Origin of the sequence: Pseudomonas sp. B10, assembly GCF_900156235.1 — a bacterium.
Classification (GTDB): domain Bacteria; phylum Pseudomonadota; class Gammaproteobacteria; order Pseudomonadales; family Pseudomonadaceae; genus Aquipseudomonas; species Aquipseudomonas siliginis.
Map to the genome: position 1 here is coordinate 4,222,388 of NZ_LT707063.1, position 21,441 is coordinate 4,243,828.

General features: G+C 61.8%; 11 protein-coding genes and 1 pseudogene. 5 read left to right on the top strand and 7 right to left on the bottom strand.

Annotated features, from left to right (window positions below):
- The first annotated feature begins 72 nt into the window (after positions 1-72).
- The 5 genes and pseudogenes from cobG (at position 73) to BXA01_RS19085 (ending at position 11,896) form a co-directional block, all read left to right on the top strand.
- A pseudogene (gene cobG / locus BXA01_RS19065) lies at positions 73-1,371 on the top strand (precorrin-3B synthase).
- Entirely contained in the window at positions 1,364-1,990 is a 627-nt protein-coding gene (locus tag BXA01_RS19070) for a precorrin-8X methylmutase (RefSeq protein WP_076565519.1), read from the top strand. Before cobG ends, BXA01_RS19070 begins: the two are co-directional and overlap by 8 nt.
- Positions 1,987-2,721, top strand: a complete 735-nt coding sequence (locus BXA01_RS19075) for a precorrin-2 C(20)-methyltransferase (protein ID WP_442961855.1) — start codon at positions 1,987-1,989, stop codon at positions 2,719-2,721. Before BXA01_RS19070 ends, BXA01_RS19075 begins: the two co-directional genes overlap by 4 nt.
- Positions 2,721-4,421, top strand: coding sequence for a precorrin-3B C(17)-methyltransferase (gene cobJ / locus BXA01_RS19080; protein WP_076565522.1), 1,701 nt, complete (start codon positions 2,721-2,723; stop codon positions 4,419-4,421). Before BXA01_RS19075 ends, cobJ begins: the two co-directional genes overlap by 1 nt.
- A gap of 368 nt (positions 4,422-4,789) precedes the next feature.
- Positions 4,790-11,896, top strand: a complete 7,107-nt coding sequence (locus BXA01_RS19085) for a TcdA/TcdB pore-forming domain-containing protein (RefSeq protein WP_076565524.1) — start codon at positions 4,790-4,792, stop codon at positions 11,894-11,896.
- A 78-nt stretch (positions 11,897-11,974) separates the two neighbouring features.
- Here the strand turns inward: BXA01_RS19085 and BXA01_RS19090 are convergent, their stop codons facing one another.
- From BXA01_RS19090 to BXA01_RS19120, 7 genes are all read right to left on the bottom strand, one after another.
- A complete protein-coding gene (locus BXA01_RS19090) occupies positions 11,975-12,571 on the bottom strand; it encodes a MarC family protein (protein WP_016771870.1) in 597 nt (198 codons plus the stop codon).
- A gap of 62 nt (positions 12,572-12,633) precedes the next feature.
- Positions 12,634-15,411 carry a hybrid sensor histidine kinase/response regulator gene (locus BXA01_RS19095; protein ID WP_076567765.1) on the bottom strand — a complete coding sequence of 926 codons (2,778 nt, stop codon included), beginning with the start codon at positions 15,409-15,411 and terminating at the stop codon, positions 12,634-12,636.
- Between the two features lie 99 nt (positions 15,412-15,510).
- Positions 15,511-16,806 (bottom strand): phosphoribosylamine--glycine ligase, encoded by a 1,296-nt coding sequence (gene purD, locus BXA01_RS19100; RefSeq protein ID WP_076565527.1) that lies wholly within the window; start codon positions 16,804-16,806, stop codon positions 15,511-15,513.
- Positions 16,807-16,957: 151 nt separating this feature from the next.
- The gene (gene purH, locus BXA01_RS19105; RefSeq protein ID WP_071174281.1) at positions 16,958-18,565 is read right to left on the bottom strand and encodes a bifunctional phosphoribosylaminoimidazolecarboxamide formyltransferase/IMP cyclohydrolase; all 1,608 of its coding nucleotides are present in this window, start codon (positions 18,563-18,565) and stop codon (positions 16,958-16,960) included.
- An 83-nt stretch (positions 18,566-18,648) separates the two neighbouring features.
- Complete coding sequence (gene fis / locus BXA01_RS19110) at positions 18,649-18,969, bottom strand: DNA-binding transcriptional regulator Fis (RefSeq protein ID WP_002555375.1); 321 nt, start codon at positions 18,967-18,969, stop codon at positions 18,649-18,651.
- Complete coding sequence (gene dusB, locus BXA01_RS19115) at positions 18,966-19,976, bottom strand: tRNA dihydrouridine synthase DusB (protein WP_016771866.1); 1,011 nt, start codon at positions 19,974-19,976, stop codon at positions 18,966-18,968. The genes fis and dusB overlap by 4 nt, the downstream gene beginning before the upstream one ends.
- A gap of 184 nt (positions 19,977-20,160) precedes the next feature.
- On the bottom strand, positions 20,161-21,420 hold the full coding sequence (locus BXA01_RS19120) for a DUF3426 domain-containing protein (RefSeq protein WP_076565529.1): 1,260 nt from the start codon (positions 21,418-21,420) through the stop codon (positions 20,161-20,163).
- Positions 21,421-21,441: the final 21 nt, after the last annotated feature.

Sequence of the window (21,441 nt, forward strand, 5' to 3'; positions counted from 1 at the left end):
GGCATAATACTGCGCCTTCGCCCGCGAAGCGCTTCTGCCACACAACCGGTCAGCCCCTTGAACGAACGCCCGATGTCCACTGCCTTACGCCCCTCGGCCTGCCCGGGGTTGCTGCGTATCGTCCAGGCACTGGACGGCGGTATCTGTCGGATCAAGCTTGATGGCGGTTCGATCAATGCCGATCAGGCCGATGCGGTGGCCGCTGCCGCCGAAGCGTTTGCGAGCGGTGCGATCGAAGCGACCAATCGCGGCAACCTGCAGATTCGCGGCATCGGTGCGCAATCCGCAGCGCTGATCGCGCGCTTGCTGGCCGCTGGCCTTGGGCCGAAGAACGCCGCTGGCGACGATGTGCGCAATCTGATGCTCAGCCCGGCCGCCGGAATCGATCGGCAGATGCGTATCGATACACGCCCGCTCGCCGGGCAAATCCTCGACACGCTGCAATGCCATCCACGTTTCCATGAGTTGAGCGCCAAGTTCGCCGTGCAACTCGATGGTGGCGAAGCGCTGGTGATGCTCGAACATCCGCATGATCTGTGGCTGTCGGCATTCGAGCGTGACGGCGAAATCCTCTGGGCATTCGGTCTGGCCGGTTGCCCGACCGATCGCCCGCTCGGCGCTGTGAGCCTGGACAATGCTCACGCACTGGTGGTCGCCGCGCTGGAGTTGTTCCTCGACCTGGCCCGGCCAGAGCAAACACGGATGCGCCATCTGCTCGACGAGTTGCCCAGGCTCGCCTTTCTTGAATCGTTGCGCGAGCGCGTATCGCTCAAAGCAATCAGCAATTGGTAGCGCCCGACGTCGGCAGACGCGCTGCACATCGGCGCTCATCAGCAAATCACGCAAGGTCGCTGCTACGTCGGCGCGGTGCCGCCACTGGGCCGACTTGATCCGGCGATGCTGCGTGGCGCGGCACAACTGGCCCGTCAATTTGGCGATGGCACTCTGCGCTTCACGCCGTGGCAGAGCCTGCTGCTGCCGAACGTGAAGGCCACTGATACCGACAACGTACTTGAGCAGTTACGGGCGTTGGGCCTGTTGACGACCGAGGCCGAACCACTGGCTCGCCTGATCGCCTGCACCGGCGCCGATGGCTGCGGCAAAGGCCTTGCCGACACCAAACAGGATGCCCGGCAATTGGCACCTTTGCTGCCCGCAGGGCTCAGCGTGCACCTGTCGGGTTGCTCGCGCTCCTGCGCCGCCGCCCACTGCGCGCCAGCAACGCTGCTGGCCGTTGCTCCCGGTCATTACGACCTCTATTTTCGCGATGCAGCACAGCCCGGTTTCGGCACGCTGCACGCCTGCAATCTTACTATTGAAGCGGCCGCGACCCTGCTCGACGCCCGCTCCCGGAGCCCCCTTGATGCTTGATTACATCCGCGACGGTCAGGAGATCTATCGCAACTCCTTCGCGATCATTCGCCGCGAGGCCAATCTGGCGCGCATTCCCGCCGATCTGGAAAAACTTGCGGTGCGAGTGATCCACGCCTGCGGCATGGTCGAGGCCGTCGACGGTCTGCAATTCTCCGAGGGCGCGGGCAAGGCCGGGCGCGATGCTCTGGCGGCCGGTGCGCCGATTCTCTGCGACGCGCGGATGGTCTCCGAAGGCGTGACCCGCACGCGCCTGCCAGCCAATAACCAAGTGATCTGCACTTTGCGCGACGACAGCGTGCCGGAGCTCGCCCGCGAGTTGGGCAACACCCGCTCGGCCGCCGCGCTGGAGCTGTGGCGCCCGCACCTCGAAGGCAGTGTGGTGGTGATCGGCAACGCACCGACCGCGCTGTTCTATTTGCTGGAAATGCTCGACGCCGGCGCGCCAAAGCCGGCACTGATCCTCGGCTTCCCGGTCGGCTTCGTCGGCGCTGCCGAATCGAAAGCAGCGCTGGCCGCCGACAGTCGCGGCGTGCCGTTCGTGATCATGCAAGGCCGGCTGGGCGGCAGTGCCATGGCTGCCGCCGCCGTCAATGCCCTCGCCACGGAGATTGAATGATGCAGGCCAAAGGACGTCTGATCGGCCTCGGTGTCGGCCCCGGTGATCCGGAACTGATCACCGTCAAAGCCTTGCGCCTGCTGCGCGAATCGCCGGTGGTCGCGTATTTCGTGGCCAAGGGTAAGAAGGGCAATGCGTTCGGGATCATCGAGGCGCATCTGGTCGAGGCGCAGAATCTGCTGCCGCTGGTGTACCCGGTGACCACCGAGGCGTTGCCGGCGCCGCTGTCGTATGAGCAGGTCATCAGCGATTTCTACGACGAAGCCGCTGTGGCGGTCGCCGAGCATCTGGATGCCGGCCGCGACGTGGCGGTGATCTGCGAAGGCGACCCGTTCTTCTACGGCTCCTACATGTATTTGCATGATCGTCTCGCCAGCCGTTACGAGGCCGAAGTCGTGCCCGGGGTGTGCTCGATGCTCGGCGGCGCTTCGGTGCTCGGCGCGCCGCTGGTGTATCGCAATCAGAGCCTGTCGGTGCTTTCCGGCGTGCTGCCCCACGAAGAACTGAGACGGCGTCTGGCCGATGCCGATGCGGCGGTGATCATGAAACTGGGGCGCAACTTTCCCAAGGTCCGTCAGGTGCTGGAAGAACTCGGCCTCGCCGAGCGTGCGCTGTATGTCGAGCGCGCGACCATGGCCAATCAGAAGATCGTGCCGATGGATCAGGTCGAGCCGATGTCCTCGCCGTACTTCTCGCTGATCATCGTCCCGGGCGAACGGTGGCAAGGTTGATGAGCCAAGCGACTCCCGCCATCGTCATTCTCGGCCAGGGCAGCCTCGCGACGGCGCGGCGCATTCAGCAGGTCTATCCGGCGGCGCAGATCCACGGCCTCGCCGGGCGGGTTGAAGGCGCCGACAGCAGCTATCAGGAATTCGGCGCGACCCTGCGCGCGTTGTATCAACAGGACACGCCGATCATTGCCCTGTGCGCGGCCGGCATTGTCATTCGCACCTTGGCGCCGCTGTTGCTGGAGAAAGGCGCCGAACCGGCGGTGCTGGCGGTGGCCGAAGACGGCAGCGCGGTGGTGCCATTGCTGGGTGGACTCGGTGGGGTCAACGTCATGGCCCGCGACATCGCGGAGGCGTTGCAAGTGGCGCCGGCGATCACCACCAGCGGCGAATTGCGCTTTGGCACCTGCCTGCTCAATCCACCGAGCGGCTATGCACTGGCGGATCTGGAATCGGGCAAACGCTTCGTTTCCGATCTGCTCGCCGGGCACAGTGTGCGCATCGAAGGCGCGGCGCCGTGGCTGGATCAGGCGCAGTTGCCGCAGGATCCGCAGGCGCAGCGGTCGATTCATGTGAGCAGCGTGCAGCGGGTGGCCAGCGCCGATGAATTGCTGATTTATCCGCGCAGCGTGGCGGTGGCAGTGAGTGCTGACGTGGCAGATCTGTCGAACGCTGTTCGCGCTGCGTTGCAACAGGCCAGTGTCGCCGTGCCGGCACTGGCGTGTCTGGTGGCAGCAGACGCTGAAATGGCCGCATCGAATCTGCGCGAGGCTGCGCTCGAGTTGGGCGTGCCGCTGCGCTTCGTCGCGGCGCAAAACGATCTTCAGACGTTGGCGCGCGTTGCTTTGCCTGCGGCGAAGGTGATCTGCGCAGAACATCTGGCGATCGCGATTGCCGAGCAACCGCTGGACGTCGCGCAGATCGGCCGCCCGCGCGGTCGCCTCGCGGTCATTGGTCTTGGCCCCGGCGCCGCCGAACTGATGGTGCCAGCGGTGAAAACCGAACTGGCCCGCGCCACCGATGTGCTGGGCTATGAAACCTACGTGCGCATGGCCGGCCCGTTCCGCGACGATCAGGTGCAGCACTGCACCGACAATCGTGAAGAAATGCAGCGTGCGCGCCATGCCTTCAGGCTCGCCGCCGCAGGCCGCTCGGTGATCGTGGTTTCCTCGGGCGACCCGGGCGTATTCGCCATGGCCGCTGCGGTGCTCGAAGCCCTGCACGAATCGGAAGATCCGGCGTGGCACAGCGTTGATCTGGAAATCCTCCCCGGCGTCTCCGCCTCGCTGGCCACTGCGGCTCAGGCCGGTGCGCCGCTGGGCCACGACTTCTGCGTGATGTCACTGTCGGACAACCTCAAGCCCTGGGCGATCATCGAGAAACGTCTGGATCTGGCCGCCGAAGCGGATCTGGCCCTGGCGTTCTACAACCCGATTTCCCGGGCGCGCCCGTGGCAGTTGGGCCGCGCACTGGAGATCGTTGCGCAGCACCGCTCGCCTGAAACACCGGTGGTGCTCGGTCGGGACATCGGCCGGCCGGGGCAGACGCTGCGCACCACGACCCTGGGCGCATTGACACCGGAACAGGTGGACATGCGCACCATGGTGCTGATCGGTTCTTCGACCACCTGCACCTTCGCCCGTGCCGGAGGCGGTGAATGGGTGTACACGCCGCGTTGGTATGGTGAAAAACCGCTGTCCTGAAAAAACCTCCGCTCATTCAATTTTCAGCCTTGGGAAAGTTTGAGCGGTTGTAAGTCCGATTGAAGTTTCAATTGTTTTCCACCAGCAATAAACAATGGTCATGTCCCACAGGGCAGGACCATTTTTTATGCCTGACGGTCGCGCCGGTCCGCTAATTATTTCGCTGCCGTTACAGCGTACTGCTCCGGTGTTATCAGATATTGCCGGGGACAAGCTTTGTATTCCTTGTTGTTTGTGTGGCGCGTATCCGCCCACTAGGGTGCTGTGTTCACAGCACTTGTCGAGTGTCGTTCAAATCAATCTACCGCTCTGCAGCGGCGCGAAAGTGTGCGCGGTCAACGAGCCATTTAATAAACAAGGAGTGTGTGATGGCTTTAAAAAACGATTACTCGTTCGGGCGAGCGTTCGTATCTGCGCAAGAGTATTCGGTGATCTCCAGGGCGTTACGGGAGTTCTCTGCCTCGGCGCAGTACCAAGCGCTGAACGACTGTTACCAGCAAGCCAGTCAAACGACCGATCCGGTGTCGTTGTTGACCCTGGCGAGCCTGTTTCAAGAGCAACTTGCAGCGCTGCTCAAACGCAAGAAAACCCCTGTCCCGGTGGCTGTCGATGACATTGCGCGCGGGCTGCAACATTATCTGTCACGGCTTTCGACGACCGTGGAAATGTTGTCGGGGCTGACCCGGCCGGTTCCGAAGGTTATCCATTTCGTTTGGGTTGGCGGCAGCGAAGTCGGGGTCAATCAGCGCGATTACATGAATATCTGGCGCCAGGTGATGGCGGCGGAGGGTTACCGCTTCAACCTTTGGTACGACAGCGATGCGTTGCTGGCTTTCGAGATGAACCGGGTCATCCTCGACAGTGCCAGGGCTGATGCGATGACGTCCGGTGGCGCTGCACTCAAGCATGCCGGGCGACTGGCGACGATGATTGAAGACCGCGCACGGGTGTTGAAACAGCAGATGTTCGACTACCTCAGCCAGCCGAAGTGGAAGGGGCGAACCGATGAAGCACGCATCGATTTGATGGTGCGTGCTTATGGCAAGGACCGCGCGACGCTGCAGGATTTTCGTCAGCGCTGCCTCGACAGCCATCTGGCGATGGTGGGTCCGGATCTGCAATTGCGCGATGTCACTCACGCCTTTGCCGATGACTTGCTGGCGGACGTCTACCGCCGCGAAGTGTCGATGCGCGGCAACTTCGCTGCGGCGAGCGATGTGGTGCGTTTGCAGGCCGAACTTCGTGAGGGCGGGCGTTATACCGACATGGATTATCTGCCGCCATTGCTCGACAAGTTGGGCGGTGTCGATATCAGCGATTACAGCCAGACGCAGAAAATCGCAGTTCTGCAACTTCTGTTGAACAACAATCCTCAGTTAATGCCTGGACGCGATCCACAGCATTACCCCGACAGAACCGACAGTCTTCCACAACAACATAAACAACTTCTCGAGGATTTTGCTCGCAGCAAACCGGACGTGCTTGAACTGTTCGTGCCGCCACAAACCGTGGAGGCCGGCGAGAACGGCTTTCGCATAGGGCTGCAAATCAATGAAGAAATGAACGCTCATTTGATCGCCCAGCCGGGCAGCGGCATGACGATGTCGATCATGCAAGTGATTCGGCTCAATTACGACGTGCTCGCTGAAGTTGAAAAGCGCATGGCCAACTCGGCATCCGGATGGGCCGACGGTGAGACCCTGACCACGGTCGCGGCGACAGTCATTGAAGAGATGTTGGTCAGGTCGAACTTCACCAGCTGGAATGAAGCTTATGCCTACCAATTGCTTAAAGCGGTTGTCACCTATTACCGGGACGGTATCCGCAATGACGCGGCGGGTACGGTAACGCTCACAGGCCCGGGCGCAGCACTCGCTGGATTACATGAATATATCGAAGCCAATTGCGATCCGTTTTTCACTCGTCAGGTGCTGGCGCACCAGCGTCTGCGCGAGGGCTACAACGTCAATACCGAAGAGGAAACCATTTCCGGCTGGATCGTCCGGGGCACGGAAAAAGACTGGCTGGAGAAGGAACACGCCCGGTGGGCCGAGGGCAAGCTCAAGTCCCGTTATGCCGGACGCTTGTCCAACCTGCTCAGCGATCGAAGCCTGACCTTCGAGCGCGGCTGGCCCGTTGTCGAGTGCAAACCGGTGCTGTTGACCTCAGTGCTGCAACGCTTGATGGATGATCTGGGCGAGCCGTTCATTCGCGCGATGCGAGACAAGTTGAGCGGGGAGGTCAATTTCGCTCAAGCCGTGGTCATCGACTTCGACGCCCGTCAGCAAGTGCTGGCGCAAGGACCTGTGGTTGTGCCGAACTCCCATGGTGCGGAATCGGTCAGCCATCTCAACGAACTGTTCAGCCGGATCGCCCACGGTACGCTGCCGCTGGAACAACTGAGCCCCGCGATGCGGGTCGTGCTCGGGGGGATTTTCGGCGCGACGAGCGTGGACGATGTCGGGTTCGCCGATACCTGGCAACAGGTTCGCGACCTGGCCATCGCCACCGACCGTGACGGCACTTTCGCGCGCTACGATGCGATTGAAAAAGCCGTGCGCCAGCGCCGCTCGGCGGCGTTCGAGAACGGACTGGAACGCGACCTGCCGACGGCCACATCGATGACCCGCGAACTCAAGGTGCAAGCCATGTCCGAGCCGCTGACGCTGCGCCAGTGGGGCGAACGTATCGGCCAGATCAAGCGCAGCGCCCGGCAGGAGTTTCGCACGCAGATCCTGCAGCGCAGCGGACAAGTGCGTGACACCTTTTTCAAGGCTGGCGCGGTGTCGGTCAAGCAGTTGCCGCAGGATCTGTTGCAGCGCAACGCGGGCGACCCGGGGCGCCGTTGTTATCCGCTGGCGCTGCTGATGGGCGCCGCAGTGGCAGCCGGCGAGCCGGCGGAACGGGCGTTGGTCGGGCATGTCGCCAGCGCCAGCGTGAGTCCCGACGAACTTGGCTCGCGGGCGTTGCGCAGTGCGCTGGACGAACTGCGCGCCTTGCCCACCGGCGAGGTCGGCAGCGCTCGGGGCGTGCAACGCCTGGACGGCATCATGGCTGCGCTGGACGCTAGCGCCGTGCCTGCGGTGCTGCTGCTCGACACCGGCGACCACGCCCTGCTGCTGGCCAAAGTGCGAACCGGTGAGCACGCGGCCTATCGCTTCTACGACCCCAACTTCGCCCTCTACGGATTTGCCGATGGCGCGCAGTTGCAGCGTGGCGTAGAGCATTATCTGAGCGCGGACGATAACGCGCTGGCGAAGCTTTATGGTCTGGGTGAGATGGCCACGGCGCAGTTCACCGTCACTGAGCTGGACACTGCGGCGATCGCCGAACGCAGGCTGTCATCGGATCTGCGCGTGGACAGTTTTTTGCACAACGTTGCGCTGGCCGAGCCGCAGGGAGCCTCGATCTGGCACAAGCAAGCGCTGGCCCGCACCCGATCTCTTGGGGAAAACGCTCGACTGGGCACCAGCCTTGCGCAACTGGACGCACGCTACTGGGCCAGCGAGTTCGAGCAGGCGACCGAGCGCTTGCGCCGTGAGCACAAGGTGGCGCGTGATTACGTGCCGTTGCTCGATACCCACAGCAAAAACGCCGACGGCGGCCACAGCATTACGCTGATGGATCTGCGCAATGCGCAAAATGCCCGGACGGTCAGCACCCGGGATTCGCGCTTTCAGAGAATCAGGCAATACGTCGAACGACTCGTGCAGGGCGGTGCGGCCAGGCCCGGGCAGACGGCTGATCAAGACGGGGGCAGCCGGCTCAGTTTTGCCTTTGCGATTCAGACGCTGATCAGTGAAATGCGCCAGCGCGAGTACCGCGCTGGCGATACAGCGCCGACACTGACCGTCGCTCTGCAGATCCAGGTGTACGTCAGTTATGCACAGCTGGGCTTTGGTGTGGCCAGCGATGCAGTGCAGGTCATCCAGTTGGTGCGCCATTTAGCGGTGGCCGAGCGGGCGTTGCAGCAGGGCTCATTCGCCGCACGCCTGGCAGGACAGGCCACGACGGGCGTTGGTGTGGCATTTTCCGTGGCCAATATCGGCTTCGACATCTACAACCTGACGCAGGCAGAGAATCATGAGCAGCGGGCGCGGTTTTCCACGTCCCTGGCGTTCAACACGGCGGCGCTGGGTCTGGATCTTGTCGCCCTGGCAGCGGGCGGTACGGTGGGCGCGTTCGCCGCAGCGCTGTCCGTGCCGCTACTGGGCGTGGGTATCGGGGTGACCGCGATTGCCAGCAATCTCGGGCAGATCATGGACAAGGCTGCGGCCATCGGCGAGCACCTCTCGCAGATTCACGACGCTTATCAGCAGTCTTACGAAAGCGTTGGTGCGGTCTTGCAGTTCCCCGCACTGGCAGTGATTACCGAGGTGGATCTGCACAGCAGAAGGGTGGCGTTCGAAGGGCAGAAGTTTTACCCCTGGAAGGGCAGTGCACTGGAATTGCCGCAATACGACGATGATCCTGCCAGGCGGCATGCTGCGATCAACATCCCCAGAGCCTTTCAACGGCCTGCTGTCGGCAGCGTCTGGGGGACCTTGCCCGAGGCGCTGGTGCTGCCTTGTTCGCCAATCTGTTACTACGGCTACGAGTATCAACTCGGCAGCGCCGGGGCCGTGCCTTTTTCCACGACCCGCTATCCTCGGTTGCATGACCGCCTGGCACATCAGCTGGAATATGACGCGCTCGGTAACCGGGTGTTTTACCTGTTCAGTACGCCGTTTGCGCCACACATCCTCTACAAGCTGCATCCGGTATTCATGGCCACGACGATCAAGGTGCAGTTGAGCGTAGAGGTCAGCCAACTGGTGGTTCCGGACCTGCCACCAGAGTGGCGCGAGAAGATTGCCTACCGGATCACCGCACCGCAGGGGCAATACCGGATTCGATTGGTGCCAGGCCTGCTGGCGGTGAATTTCCAACAAGCGCAGGGCTGGGAACGGGTGACATGGACGGTGCAAGCGTCCTGGGCCCGGGTGGAACAGGTCAGCTTTCGGGAAAAGCCACGGGACAGCATCGACAGCGCACCTGACATGCTGGTCGATGGCCTGGAGTTGAATCGTTTTGACGGCGTCATCGAATTGGCCGAGGGGCTGTTCCGGATCGACTGGACGGGCCGCAGCCTGCATCTGATCGGCGTTGTCCTCGACTATGAAAACAACGCTGCGACTCAACTGCGTAGCGCCAACATGACCGCCAGCGGCATCCCGGCGCCGGTGCAGCGTTATTTGCGCGCTCAGGTCGCAAGCGGACAACTGACCGCAGCCTATTGGCCGTTGCGTAACTTCAGAGTGCCGTTCGACTCGCCGAACCGGCCAGTGGTGACTACCGGCTATTACGACACTGCGCGGGATCGGGTGCTGTTCGCGCGTAACCTGCCGCTGGAGGTGAACGAGGGTGTGGTTCTGGCAGGCGTCAACGCCCGCCATGCGTGGTTCTACCATCCCGATCATCCATCGGTATGGCGGGTCGATGTGCTGACCGGTACTGTCCAGCATCGCTACCGTCTGAAAAATCCGCGGATGGGATCGACGATCATTGGCTGCCAACAACAAGCCGATGGTGCGCTGCGGATTGCGCAGAGGCTGACGGCAGAAGCGTTGCATGGCACTACCACCATCGAGTATCGGATCACCGGTCAGCATGTGGAACTGACGGCTTGCCAGATCGCTTTTGCCGCCGAGGACTATCGGTTCGAGCCGCGTGAAGCGCTTCGACAAACCGATGCCCCGGACAAGGGCGTCTCGTCAGACATGGCCGCCAGCAGCAGTGATTGGTTCTGTGCTCCGTTCATTGTTGTCGAGGGCTATGCCGGGTCGCAGCTGCGCGACAGGGCTTGGCTGAACAAGACGACGGGCAAGTGCATTGAGGCCAGGCACGACCTGTCCTGGCCCGAAGACTTGTTGATGCTGATGCCGTCCAGACCTGAAAACAACGCGGTGCTGTTCTATAGCCAGCAGGAGCGGACGATCAGCCGCGGCATCGAACCCCGTGTCGGTCATTGGCAGAACGTGGTGATCGAGCGCGATGTGGTGGAGGTCACTCAGACCAATCAGCGCTTCATCGCCACCAAGGATGACGGCCGTCTGTTCGAGGTCGATATCGTCGACGTGCCGGCAGCGGCAGCGATCGACGACGTGATTGTGTTTCAGTACGGGGTACCTTCCCTTGCGCACAGAAGCGATGAGGCATGGCTTGATCAGGCCGATAAATCCTCGATTCTCCGGTTCGCCGGTGTCGGGCAGCGTTGGCTGCAGCGAAATCCCGATTGGTTGAGCGCATTGCATTCGCTGGCCACGGTCGCAGCGTTGCTGCCGTTGCCGGTCTTCGGTTTACGTGATGGGGCAGGTCAGGCTTTCCTGACGGCATGGTGTGTCGATGGCAAAGTCGCTGTGGCCGATATCGGTCAGGGCAGGGAGCTGGCGCTGCTCGGTCTGACCCCGGATCAAAGCGCTGTCTGGTTGCTTGAGGTCAGCGCCGGACAACTTTACCGCCAGCCGCTGATGGCGATCGAAGCACTGCGGGGAGCTTTTTCAGCCGAGCATCGTCTGGTGAAGCCGCAGTTGCTGGCCAAGGCGGAAAAAGTCTGGACGTCATGGGCCTTTAGCGAGGTGCGGCGCCAGGGCGAAGGGCTGGAGGCGCAGACCCTCGACGGGGTGCATCTGCAATTGCTGGATAACCAGCCGGCAATGATCGTAGGCGTGGAAAATCGCTGGTCTCATGTGCCGGGGCAGAGCGATCAACAGTTACGTGCACGCCTGCGAGCATTGTTGCACGGGCATGCCCACGCGCCTGTCATACAAGTGGCAAGTGCAACCGGACGCTATCTGTATTACCTGCCGCAACTTGATCGGCTGTTTGATCTGGCCGGGCGCACTGACGGACAGTGGTCGGCATTCCTCGGTACGCGCGGGTCGAAGCAGCCGATGCTGTTCGACCCGGCCGACCAACTGATTTTCAGCGCCGGCCCGAACGACGGCGTTTGGCTGCCCGGCAGTTATGCCCATCGCGACGCCGAGGTCATGGTGCTTGAGGTAGGTGATGACATCACAGAGATCGAAACATTGTTGCCCGATGGCGTCACCAGGCTGCTGCTGGCTTACGGTGCGCAGACCTCGGGTTATCGGCTGTCGCAAGCGTCCTTCCAGCGCCTGGACTGCATCGTGCTCGATGGACGACAGGCTTCGGATGCTGAAACAGCGGAACCTTGCCTGCTGGATCTGGATCTGGACGAATGCGGGCATTGGTGGATGTCACGGGTCGATGACGATGTGGTACTGACCGATCCGGACTCCGGGCACAGTCTGATCGTGCGTAATTTCGTTGCACAGCGCCCACTGTTGCTGATGCTGCCCATTGCCGGGCGGCCACACACGTTCACGCTGGCTCAAGGGCTGGAAGCGTTTGCCACTGTGCGCGGCGCAGAGGCCACGGTCAGCCTGACAGCGGTGATCGCAGCGCTGCGCTGAGGTCGCTCCGCACAGCAAAACGCCGCGAACGGAGACCGTACGCGGCGTTTCGTTGTGGCGGTTGCGCGGCAACAACACTCAAGGCACCAGATAACCCTTCACGCCGGTAAAAATGATCTGCGCGGCCAGTGCGCAAACAAACAATCCCATCAAGCGGCTGACAATCTGCAAGCCCTGATCGCCGAGAATCCGCTCGATGCGATTGGACAGATACAGCACCACTCCGACAGTAAAACTGGCCAGGGCGATACTCATGATTGCAGTGAGCTTGTCGTCCCAGTGCGGCTGGCTGACGCCCATCACCAGCAAGGCGCCGATGGTGCCGGGGCCGACCGTCAGCGGGATGGTCAGCGGCACGATGGTCACGTCCTGCTGCACATTATCAGCCTGCACCGCCGGTTTGCCCTGAGCCATGCCCAGCGCGGAAATGAACAACACGCTGCCGGCACCGATGCGAAAGGCGTCCACGGTGATGCCGAAGACATCGAAAATCACCCGCCCGAACAAATAGAGCAGCACACTGGAAATCAGTGTGGCGAGGGCGACCTTCCACGCCAGACGCCGCTGTTCCTTGCGCGAATAGCCACGGGTCAGGCTGATAAAGCAGGACAACACGAAGAACGGGCTGTAGAGCACCAGCATCTTCAGATAAACGCTGAACAACACATGGAGCATGATGCAAGCTCACTGGCGATGGAGTCGGGGGGAGTCTATCAGGCACCGCAGATTCTGTCGGTTTACGACGGCTGAGTCGTGGCCCGGTTCTGCTGATCGCGTTGGGCAACCCAGTGTTCGATCAACTCGCGCAACTGGGAGAGCTCGACCGGTTTGGACATGTGCCCGTCCATGCCGGCCTGCCGGGCGCGCTCCTTGTGTTCGGCGAGAATGTGCGCGGTGAGGGCTACAACCGGTGTGCGGATGCGCTGATTGCTGACTTCCCAGGCGCGCAGTTGCTGAGTGGCGGAGAAGCCATCGAGGATCGGCATTTCACAATCCATCAGCACCAGGTCGTAACGCTGGGCCTTCATCGCTTGCAGCGCTTCTTCGCCATTGCTCGCGGTGTCCGGTTGCAGATTGAGCTTGCCGAGCATGCCACGGATGACTTTGGTCGAAATGGTGTTGTCTTCGGCGACGAGGATGCGGAAGTCGCTGGGCACTTTGGCCGCTGTGGCCGCCGTAACGACCTGCGGCTGGAACGCGACCTGGCCCTTGTTGCGTTGATTGAGCTCGTCAGCCAGCGTGGTCTTGAGCGTATAGCCGGCCACCGGTTTGGCCAGTATTCGTTTGATCCCCGAATTGCGCGCAATGATCTTGCTCGGCGCGTTGCTGATGCCGGTGAGCATGATCAGCAGAATGTCGTGGTTCAGGCTCGGGTCTTCCTTGATCTTCGCTGCCAGTTGCATGCCGGTCATGCCGGGCATGTTCTGGTCGAGCAGAACCACATCGAAGTAATCGCGCAGGTGCGCCTTGGTGCGCAGCAGCGCCAGCGCTTCCTTGCCCGACGGCACGGCGCTGACATTCAGGCCCCAGGCGCTGCATTGTTGTACCAGCACTTTGCGGCAAGTGTCGTTGTCGTCGACCACCAATACCCGCGCGCCTTGCAGCGGGCTGTCCAGGTCGGAGGTCGGATGTTCGAGGCGATCCGGGTCCAGTGGCAAGGTCAGCCACAAAGTGCTGCCCTGGGTGGCGCCGCTCTTGATGCCGAACTCGCCTTGCATCAGACGGATCAGTTGGCGCGCGATCACCAGGCCGAGATTGCCGCCCAGGCGATTGGCCGAGAGGAAGTGCTTGCTGTGCAATTCGGCGTGCAACAGTGCTTCGCGCTCTTCCGGCTCCATCGGCACGCCGCTGTCCTGCACGGCAATGCGCAGGCGCGGTTTGCTGCTGCGCTCATCCAGTGCAACGACGATCAGCACTTCGCCTTCTTCGGTTTTCTTCAGGGCATTTTCCAGCAGGCTCAGCAAGGTCTGGCGCAGGCGCGTCGGATCGCCGCTGATCACCCGTGGCACTTGCGGCTGGATGAAGCTGATCAGCTCGACGTTCTGTTGCTCGGCCTTGGCCCGGTAGATGCTCAGGCAATCATCGATCAGGGCGTTGAGGTCGAACTGCACGTCATCGAGTTCGATCTGCCCGGATTCGAGCTTGGAGATGTCGAGGATCTCGTTGATCAGGGTCAGCAGTTCGTTGCCGGCGCTGTGGATGGTCTGCACGTAATCGCGTTGCTTGACCGACAGCGGCGTGCCCAGCAGCAGCTCGGTCATGCCCAGTACACCGTTCATCGGTGTGCGGATTTCGTGGCTGATCTTGGCGAGGAATTCGGCTTTGGCGTTGATTTCGGCGTTGCTTGCCGCCAGGTCGCGGCTGATGCTGAAACGACTTTCAGTGATGCTGCGCTGTCGCTCGCCCAAGGCGACGCTCATCAGCAGACCGCTGATGCAGATGAACACCATCAGCGTCATGATCAGGCCTTGCGGCGTGACCAGGGTCAGCCCCAGTAGCGCCGGCAGGATAACCAGGGTGCCGATGTTGAACACGATCATGGCGGCGACGAACAGACGCGCCGGGCGATAGCCCTTCTGCCAGTGATAGAAACCCACCAGCAACATGCTCAGGCCGGCCAATGCGACCAATGCGTAGGTGATGATGTTCAGCGGCAAGGTGTTGACGAACAGCAGCAACAGGCTGCACGTGACGATCAACAGAATGTCGCCCCACAGCAGTTTGTTCAGCGGATGCTGGCCCAGTGGCGCAAAGAAGCGCAGGGCGAACATCAAACCGGCTGGGGCGGTCAGCAGCAGTGCCAGATAAGCGCCCGGCGTCTGAATGGCTTGCCAGTTCGGCAGCCACGGACCGGCGAGGTTGAGCAACAGGAACAGACTCAGTCCGAGCAGGCCCTCACAGATCGCCAGCCACAGACTGCTGCGCGAACGCGAGTAGGCGTAGCGCACCAGGTTGTGCAGCAGGAGCATGGCGAGGCAGCCGAGCAGCAGGCCGAAAATCAGCGTTTGCTTCTGATCGGCTGCGCCTTCGATTGCCGCTTGCAGGGTGATGTGCGGGCGTAGCTGATGGCCGGAGACCATGCGCACGTAGACGTCCAGCGGCTTGTCGGCCTGGGGCAGGGGCAGCATGAAATCGCTGCTTGGCAATGGATGCTCGGCCTGGGGCCGCTCGTTGCCGGTATTGCGTTGCTCGATCAGCCGGTCGCCGTCGAGTACGTAAAGATTGAGTTGTGACAGGTCGGGGGCAAAGATGCGCAGCACTTGTTCGTGCTTGCCCGGCGCCAGTTTGAAGCGCAGCCACAGGGCGCCCTCGGGTTCGGCCGCGGTCAGGCGGTCAAGCTCGATGGGGCTGAATTGATTGGTGTAGCGAGCGGAGCGGATGTCGCTCAGTTGCAGGATGCCCTGATCGTCAAGCAATACCGACCAGCCACTGCCTTGCGCGGCCTGGGCCGGGAGCATGCAGAGCAAGGTCATCAGCGTGACGGTGAAGCTTATGGCAATCCTGAGCCAGCGCACGGCGAAATCCCTTCGTAGGTTGATGCCAGAATATAACGATGCGCGACGACCGAACAGCCCGGCGAGGAATGGCATCCCGCGCCGGGCCTGATGGATCGCTTACTCCTGGGTTTCGCCGCGTTCACGGGCAATGGCGCGGTAGCCGATGTCCTTGCGGTAGAAGCAGCCTTCCCAGTCGATGGCAGCGGCAAGTTTGTAGGCCTGCTGCTGAGCTTCACCCACGGTGGCGCCCATGGCCGTGGCACACAGTACACGACCACCGGCAGTAACGACCTGACCGTCCTTCAACGCGGTGCCGGCGTGGAAGACTTTGCCTTCCAGACCTGACGCTGCGTCCAGACCGTTGATCGCTGCGCCTTTGGCGTAGTCGCCCGGGTAGCCGCCTGCAGCCAGAACGATGCCAACGCTCGGACGCGGATCCCACTGTGCTTCGATCTTGTCCAGCGCTTGCGCCAATGCGGCTTCAACCAGCAGCACCAGGCTCGATTGCAGACGCAGCATCACCGGTTGGGTTTCCGGATCGCCGAAGCGGCAGTTGAACTCGATGACCTTCGGATTGCCGGCCTTGTCGATCATCAGACCGGCATAAAGGAAACCAGTGTAGACGTTGCCTTCCTCGGCCATGCCGCGCACAGTCGGCCAGATCACTTGGTCCATCACGCGCTGATGCACGTCTGCGGTGACCACCGGGGCAGGGGAGTAAGCACCCATGCCGCCAGTATTCGGGCCGCTGTCGCCGTCGCCGACGCGTTTGTGATCCTGGCTGGTGGCCATCGGCAGCACGTTCTTGCCGTCGACCATGACGATGAACGAAGCTTCTTCGCCGTCGAGGAATTCTTCGATCACCACACGCGAACCGGCGTCGCCAAACGAGTTGCCGGCGAGCATGTCACGCACGGCGTCTTCGGCTTCGGCCAGGGTCATGGCGACGATCACGCCTTTGCCGGCAGCCAGGCCATCGGCCTTGATCACGATCGGCGCGCCTTTTTCACGCAGATAAGCCAGGGCCGGCTCGATCTCGGTGAAATTCTGGTAATCGGCGGTCGGGATCTTGTGGCGGGCGAGGAAATCCTTGGTGAACGCTTTCGAGCCTTCCAGTTGCGCAGCACCGGCGGTCGGACCGAAGCAGTCCAGGCCACGGGAGCGGAACAGATCGACGATGCCAGCCACCAGCGGCACTTCCGGGCCGACGATGGTCAGGGAAACGTTCTTTTCAGCGAAGTCGGCCAGTTGCTCCAGGGCCAACACGTTGATGGCGACGTTCTCGCACTTGGCTTCAATGGCGGTGCCAGCGTTGCCCGGTGCAACGAAAACCTTCTGCACACGCGGATCCTGAGCCACTTTCCAGGCCAGAGCGTGTTCACGGCCACCGCTGCCAATGATCAAAACATTCATTTCAAAAACCTCGGATGACGCTAATTCTGTGGGGGCTGATCGTTCCCACGCTCCGCGTGGGAATGCCTCTACGGACGCTCCGCGTCCGAGGGACGCGGAGCGTCCCGGGCTGCGTGCCCACGCAGAGCGTGGGTACGATCAAGAAAAATAATCAATGACGGAAGTGGCGCATGCCGGTGAAGACCATTGCGATGCCGGCTTCATCAGCAGCAGCAATCACTTCGTTGTCACGCATCGAGCCGCCCGGCTGGATCACCGCAGTGATACCGACCTTGGCCGCATTGTCCAGGCCGTCGCGGAACGGGAAAAACGCGTCGGACGCCATGACCGAACCGGCCACCTGCAAACCGGCGTGTTCAGCCTTGATCGCAGCGATACGCGCCGAGTTGACGCGGCTCATCTGGCCGGCGCCGACACCGATGGTCTGGCGGTTCTTGGCGTAGACGATGGCGTTGGATTTGACGTACTTGGCGACTTTCCAAGCGAAGATCAGGTCGTGGATTTCCTGTTCGGTCGGCGCGCGTTTGGTCACCACTTTCAGGTCATCGGCGCTGATCATGCCGATATCGCGGCTCTGCACCAGCAGGCCACCGTTGACGCGCTTGTAATCCCAGGCAGCGGCGCGCTCAGCCGACCACTCGCCGCAGGCCAGCAGGCGTACGTTGGCTTTGGCGGCAACAATGGCACGAGCTTCTTCGCTGACCGATGGGGCGATGATCACTTCAACGAACTGACGCTCGACGATCGCTTTGGCGGTCTCGGCATCCAGTTCACGGTTGAAGGCGATGATGCCGCCGAACGCCGATTCGGTGTCGGTGGCGTAGGCCAGTTCGTAAGCCTGGCGGATGCCGCCTTCGGCGTCCGGGCTGACCGCCACGCCGCACGGGTTGGCGTGCTTGACGATCACGCAGGCTGGCTTGACGAAGCTCTTCACGCATTCCAGCGCGGCATCGGTGTCAGCGACGTTGTTGTACGACAGTTCCTTGCCTTGCAACTGGGTGGCGGTGGCGATGCCGACTTCGGCAGGCTTGGCTTCCACGTAGAACGCCGCGCTCTGGTGCGGGTTCTCGCCGTAGCGCATTTCCTGAGCCTTGATGAACTGGCTGTTGAAGGTGCGCGGGAATTCGCTGCGACCTTCAGTGCTCAAAGTTTCAGCGGCCTGGTTCACGGTGCCCATGTAGTTGGCGATCATGCCGTCGTAGGCGGCGGTATGTTCGAAGGCCTTGAGCATCAGGTCGAAACGCTGAGCATAGGTCAGGCCGCCGGCCTTAAGATTTTCCAGAACGTTGGCGTAATCGCTGGCATTCACCACGATGGCCACGTCTTTGTGGTTTTTCGCTGCCGAACGGACCATGGTCGGCCCGCCGATGTCGATGTTCTCGATGGCGGTCGGCAGGTCGCAGCCTGGCTTGTTGATGGTTGCTTCGAACGGGTACAGGTTGACCGCTACCAGATCGATCGGCTTGATGCCGTGCTCGTTCATGATCGCATCGTCAGTACCGCGACGACCGAGGATGCCGCCGTGGATTTTCGGGTGCAGGGTTTTCACCCGACCGTCCATCATCTCGGCGAAACCGGTGTAATCCGCGACTTCCACTGCGGCAACGCCGTTGTCACGCAGCAGCTTGAACGTTCCGCCGGTGGAGAGGATCTCGACGCCCAGAGCTTCGAGCTCCTTGGCGAATTCGAGGATCCCGGTCTTGTCGGAAACGCTGATCAAGGCGCGGCGGATCGGCAGGCGGGTAGTCTGGTCGGTCATCTCAATTTCCATCAAAAGCAAAGGAAGTCAGCAAAAAAGGCGACCGTTTTTTACGCGGGCGCCTTTCTGGTTTGATTGAATGCTTACAGCAGATCGTACTGCTTGAGTTTCTTGCGCAGCGTGCCGCGGTTCAGTCCCAGCAGCTCACTGGCCTTGGTCTGGTTGCCCTTGACGTAGTTCATCACGCTTTCGAGCAGGGGCGCCTCGACTTCGGACAGCACCAGGTTGTACACATCCGTGACGGACGCGCCCTCAAGGTGGGCGAAATAATTGTGCAGCGCCTTCTCGACACTCCCGCGAAGGGTCTGGCCTTCTTCGCTCGGCGTGTTGAGGTGCTGTTTCAAATTCACGTTGTCGCTCACGGGTGTTGTTCCACTCACTAAAGTCTCGGTCATCATCGTCATGCGGCCACCCCTTCTTCGTCCCCTGTCAGGCTCTTGTAACGCTCGGCGAAGAACTCCCGAACGTCGGCGCATTGTGTTTCCGTACCATCCAAACGATTGAAACGGGCGCGAAACTCCCTGGCGCCCGGCAAGGTTGCGAGATACCAGCCCACATGCTTGCGGGCAATGCGCACGCCCATCACGTCACCATAAAAGGCGTGAAGGGCAGCCAGATGCTCCAGCAGGATGCGTTCCACTTCGCTCAGTTCCGGCGCCGGCAATTTCTCGCCGGTGCGCAGGAAATGATCGATCTCGCGAAAAATCCATGGCCGCCCTTGAGCGGCCCGGCCTATCAGCAGGCCATCGGCACCGGTCGCATCAAGCACGTATCGGGCCTTTTCCGGCGAATCGATATCGCCATTGGCAAACACCGGGATCGACACCGCCTGCTTGATCGCGGCAATCGTGTCGTACTCGGCTTCCCCTGTGTACAGATCGGCGCGCGTACGGCCATGTACGGCCAGCGCTGTGATCCCGGCCTGTTCGGCGATTTTCGCCACGTTCAGACCGTTCTTGTTCTCGCGATCCCAGCCGGTGCGGATCTTCAGGGTGACCGGCACATCAACCGCGGCCACTACGGCCTGCAGGATCTCGGTCACCAGTGCTTCGTCTTTCAGCAACGCGGAGCCGGCGGCCTTGTTGCAGACCTTCTTGGCCGGGCAACCCATGTTGATATCGATAATCTGCGCGCCCAGCTCGACGTTGGCCCGTGCCGCATCGGCCAGCATCTGCGCGTCGCCACCGGCAATCTGCACCGAGCGCGGCTCGGGATCGCCTTCGTGGATCATGCGCATGCGCGACTTGCGGGTATTCCACAGGCTCATGTCACTGGTGACCATTTCCGAGACTACAAGCCCTGCGCCCAGACGCTTGCACAGCTGACGAAAGGGCTGGTCGGTGACGCCCGCCATCGGGGCGAGAATCAAACCGTTCTGCAATGTATATGGGCCGATGCGTACCGCCGACATAGGACTTCCCTGAAGTGGGGCCGGATCATGAGAGTTCGAAAAAGGGTGGGCATGATACCCGCTCTCGATGACTGGTTAAAGGCTGAATTGAACAAAATCTGAACAGTTATTCTGTTATCGCCAACGGTTTGGTCGGCCGCGATCAGTCAGAAAAATGCCGTCAATCGGGAAACGCTGAAGCGGTTCATTCCGGCGAGTGGAAGTTCAGGCTGTAATTCACCGCTTTCGGCCCCGGATCGAGAATATCCAGGGCGATATGGATCGGCGTCTGCGGCGGCATTTCCGCGAGGCCTTCGAGATCGCCGCTCAGATACTCGCCGGGTTTGAAGCGACGACTGGCGATCAGATGACCGTTGAGGTCGGCAAAACGCAGTTCGAGCAAAGGGAAGGGCTGGGAAAACGTCGCCCGGTTGTAAATGATCGCGTCGACCACCAGCGCCCCGCTGAAATCGGGATGGCTGCGCACCACCAGGTTGCTGCTCTTGATTTTGCCGATATCGACTTTCGACGGCACGGTGCAGCCGATCTGCGGGCAGATCTGCTGGAACCACGGTCGATATTGATCCTGCCGCGCCAGTTCCTCGAAGTGATAGGCGATGTACTGGGCGGCAAGGCCGCCGGCCGCCAACACCACCAGCACCAGCCAGAGCAGGCGCCGGCCCCAGGGCGAGCGGCGTTGCTGCCAGTCCAGTTGCAGCGGGTCGTCGGTCAGATCCTGCAGGACCTCGGCGCGCACGCCGGGCTCGGCCCGTTCGCGTTTTTTGCGCGGCGAAGTGATCAATGGCAGATCGTCGTCATCGTTATCGTCGCTGGCCGACAGGCGTTCGCGGCGGGCGTTGGGATCGATCGGATCGTGCAGGCGCAATTGCGGGATCGGCGGCTCGTCGTCCAGGTCCACCGGCTCCAGTGTCAACGAGGGTTCGGTGCGCTCGGGTTCGAGGGTTGCGACGCCGTCGATATCCGGCTCGACATCCGGCGCTGCGCTGCGCTCATCCGCAGGCTCGCTGAACAGGCTGTCGGGCCATGTGCCTTCGTCCGGTTCCGGGCTGTCGCGTCGGGCGCTCAAGGATTCTTCGCGGGTACGGCCGAATTCGGCGGCCGGCTGAATTTCGCGCTGTTCGAGGCGGGCGAGTTCTTCGTCCAGATCGAGGCTGTCCAGATCCAGTTCCGACGCGCTCCATTGCTTCTGGCTGATGGCGCGCGGTGCGGGGATCTGTTCGACGACCGCAGAATCGCTGACAGGCGCGGGCGCTTCAGGCAGCGCTGGTGCGACCGGCGTCACCGTGTCCTTGCCGGAATGTTGCTCGAGCAGCTGCTTGGCGGCATTGAACACTTGCAGGCAGGAGCCGCAACGAACCACGCCGCGCGCCACGCTCAACTGAGCATGGTTGACGCGGAAACTGGTCTGGCAATGCGGGCATTGGGTGACGAAACTGTCGGTCATGCGGCGATCCGGTTCAGGCAA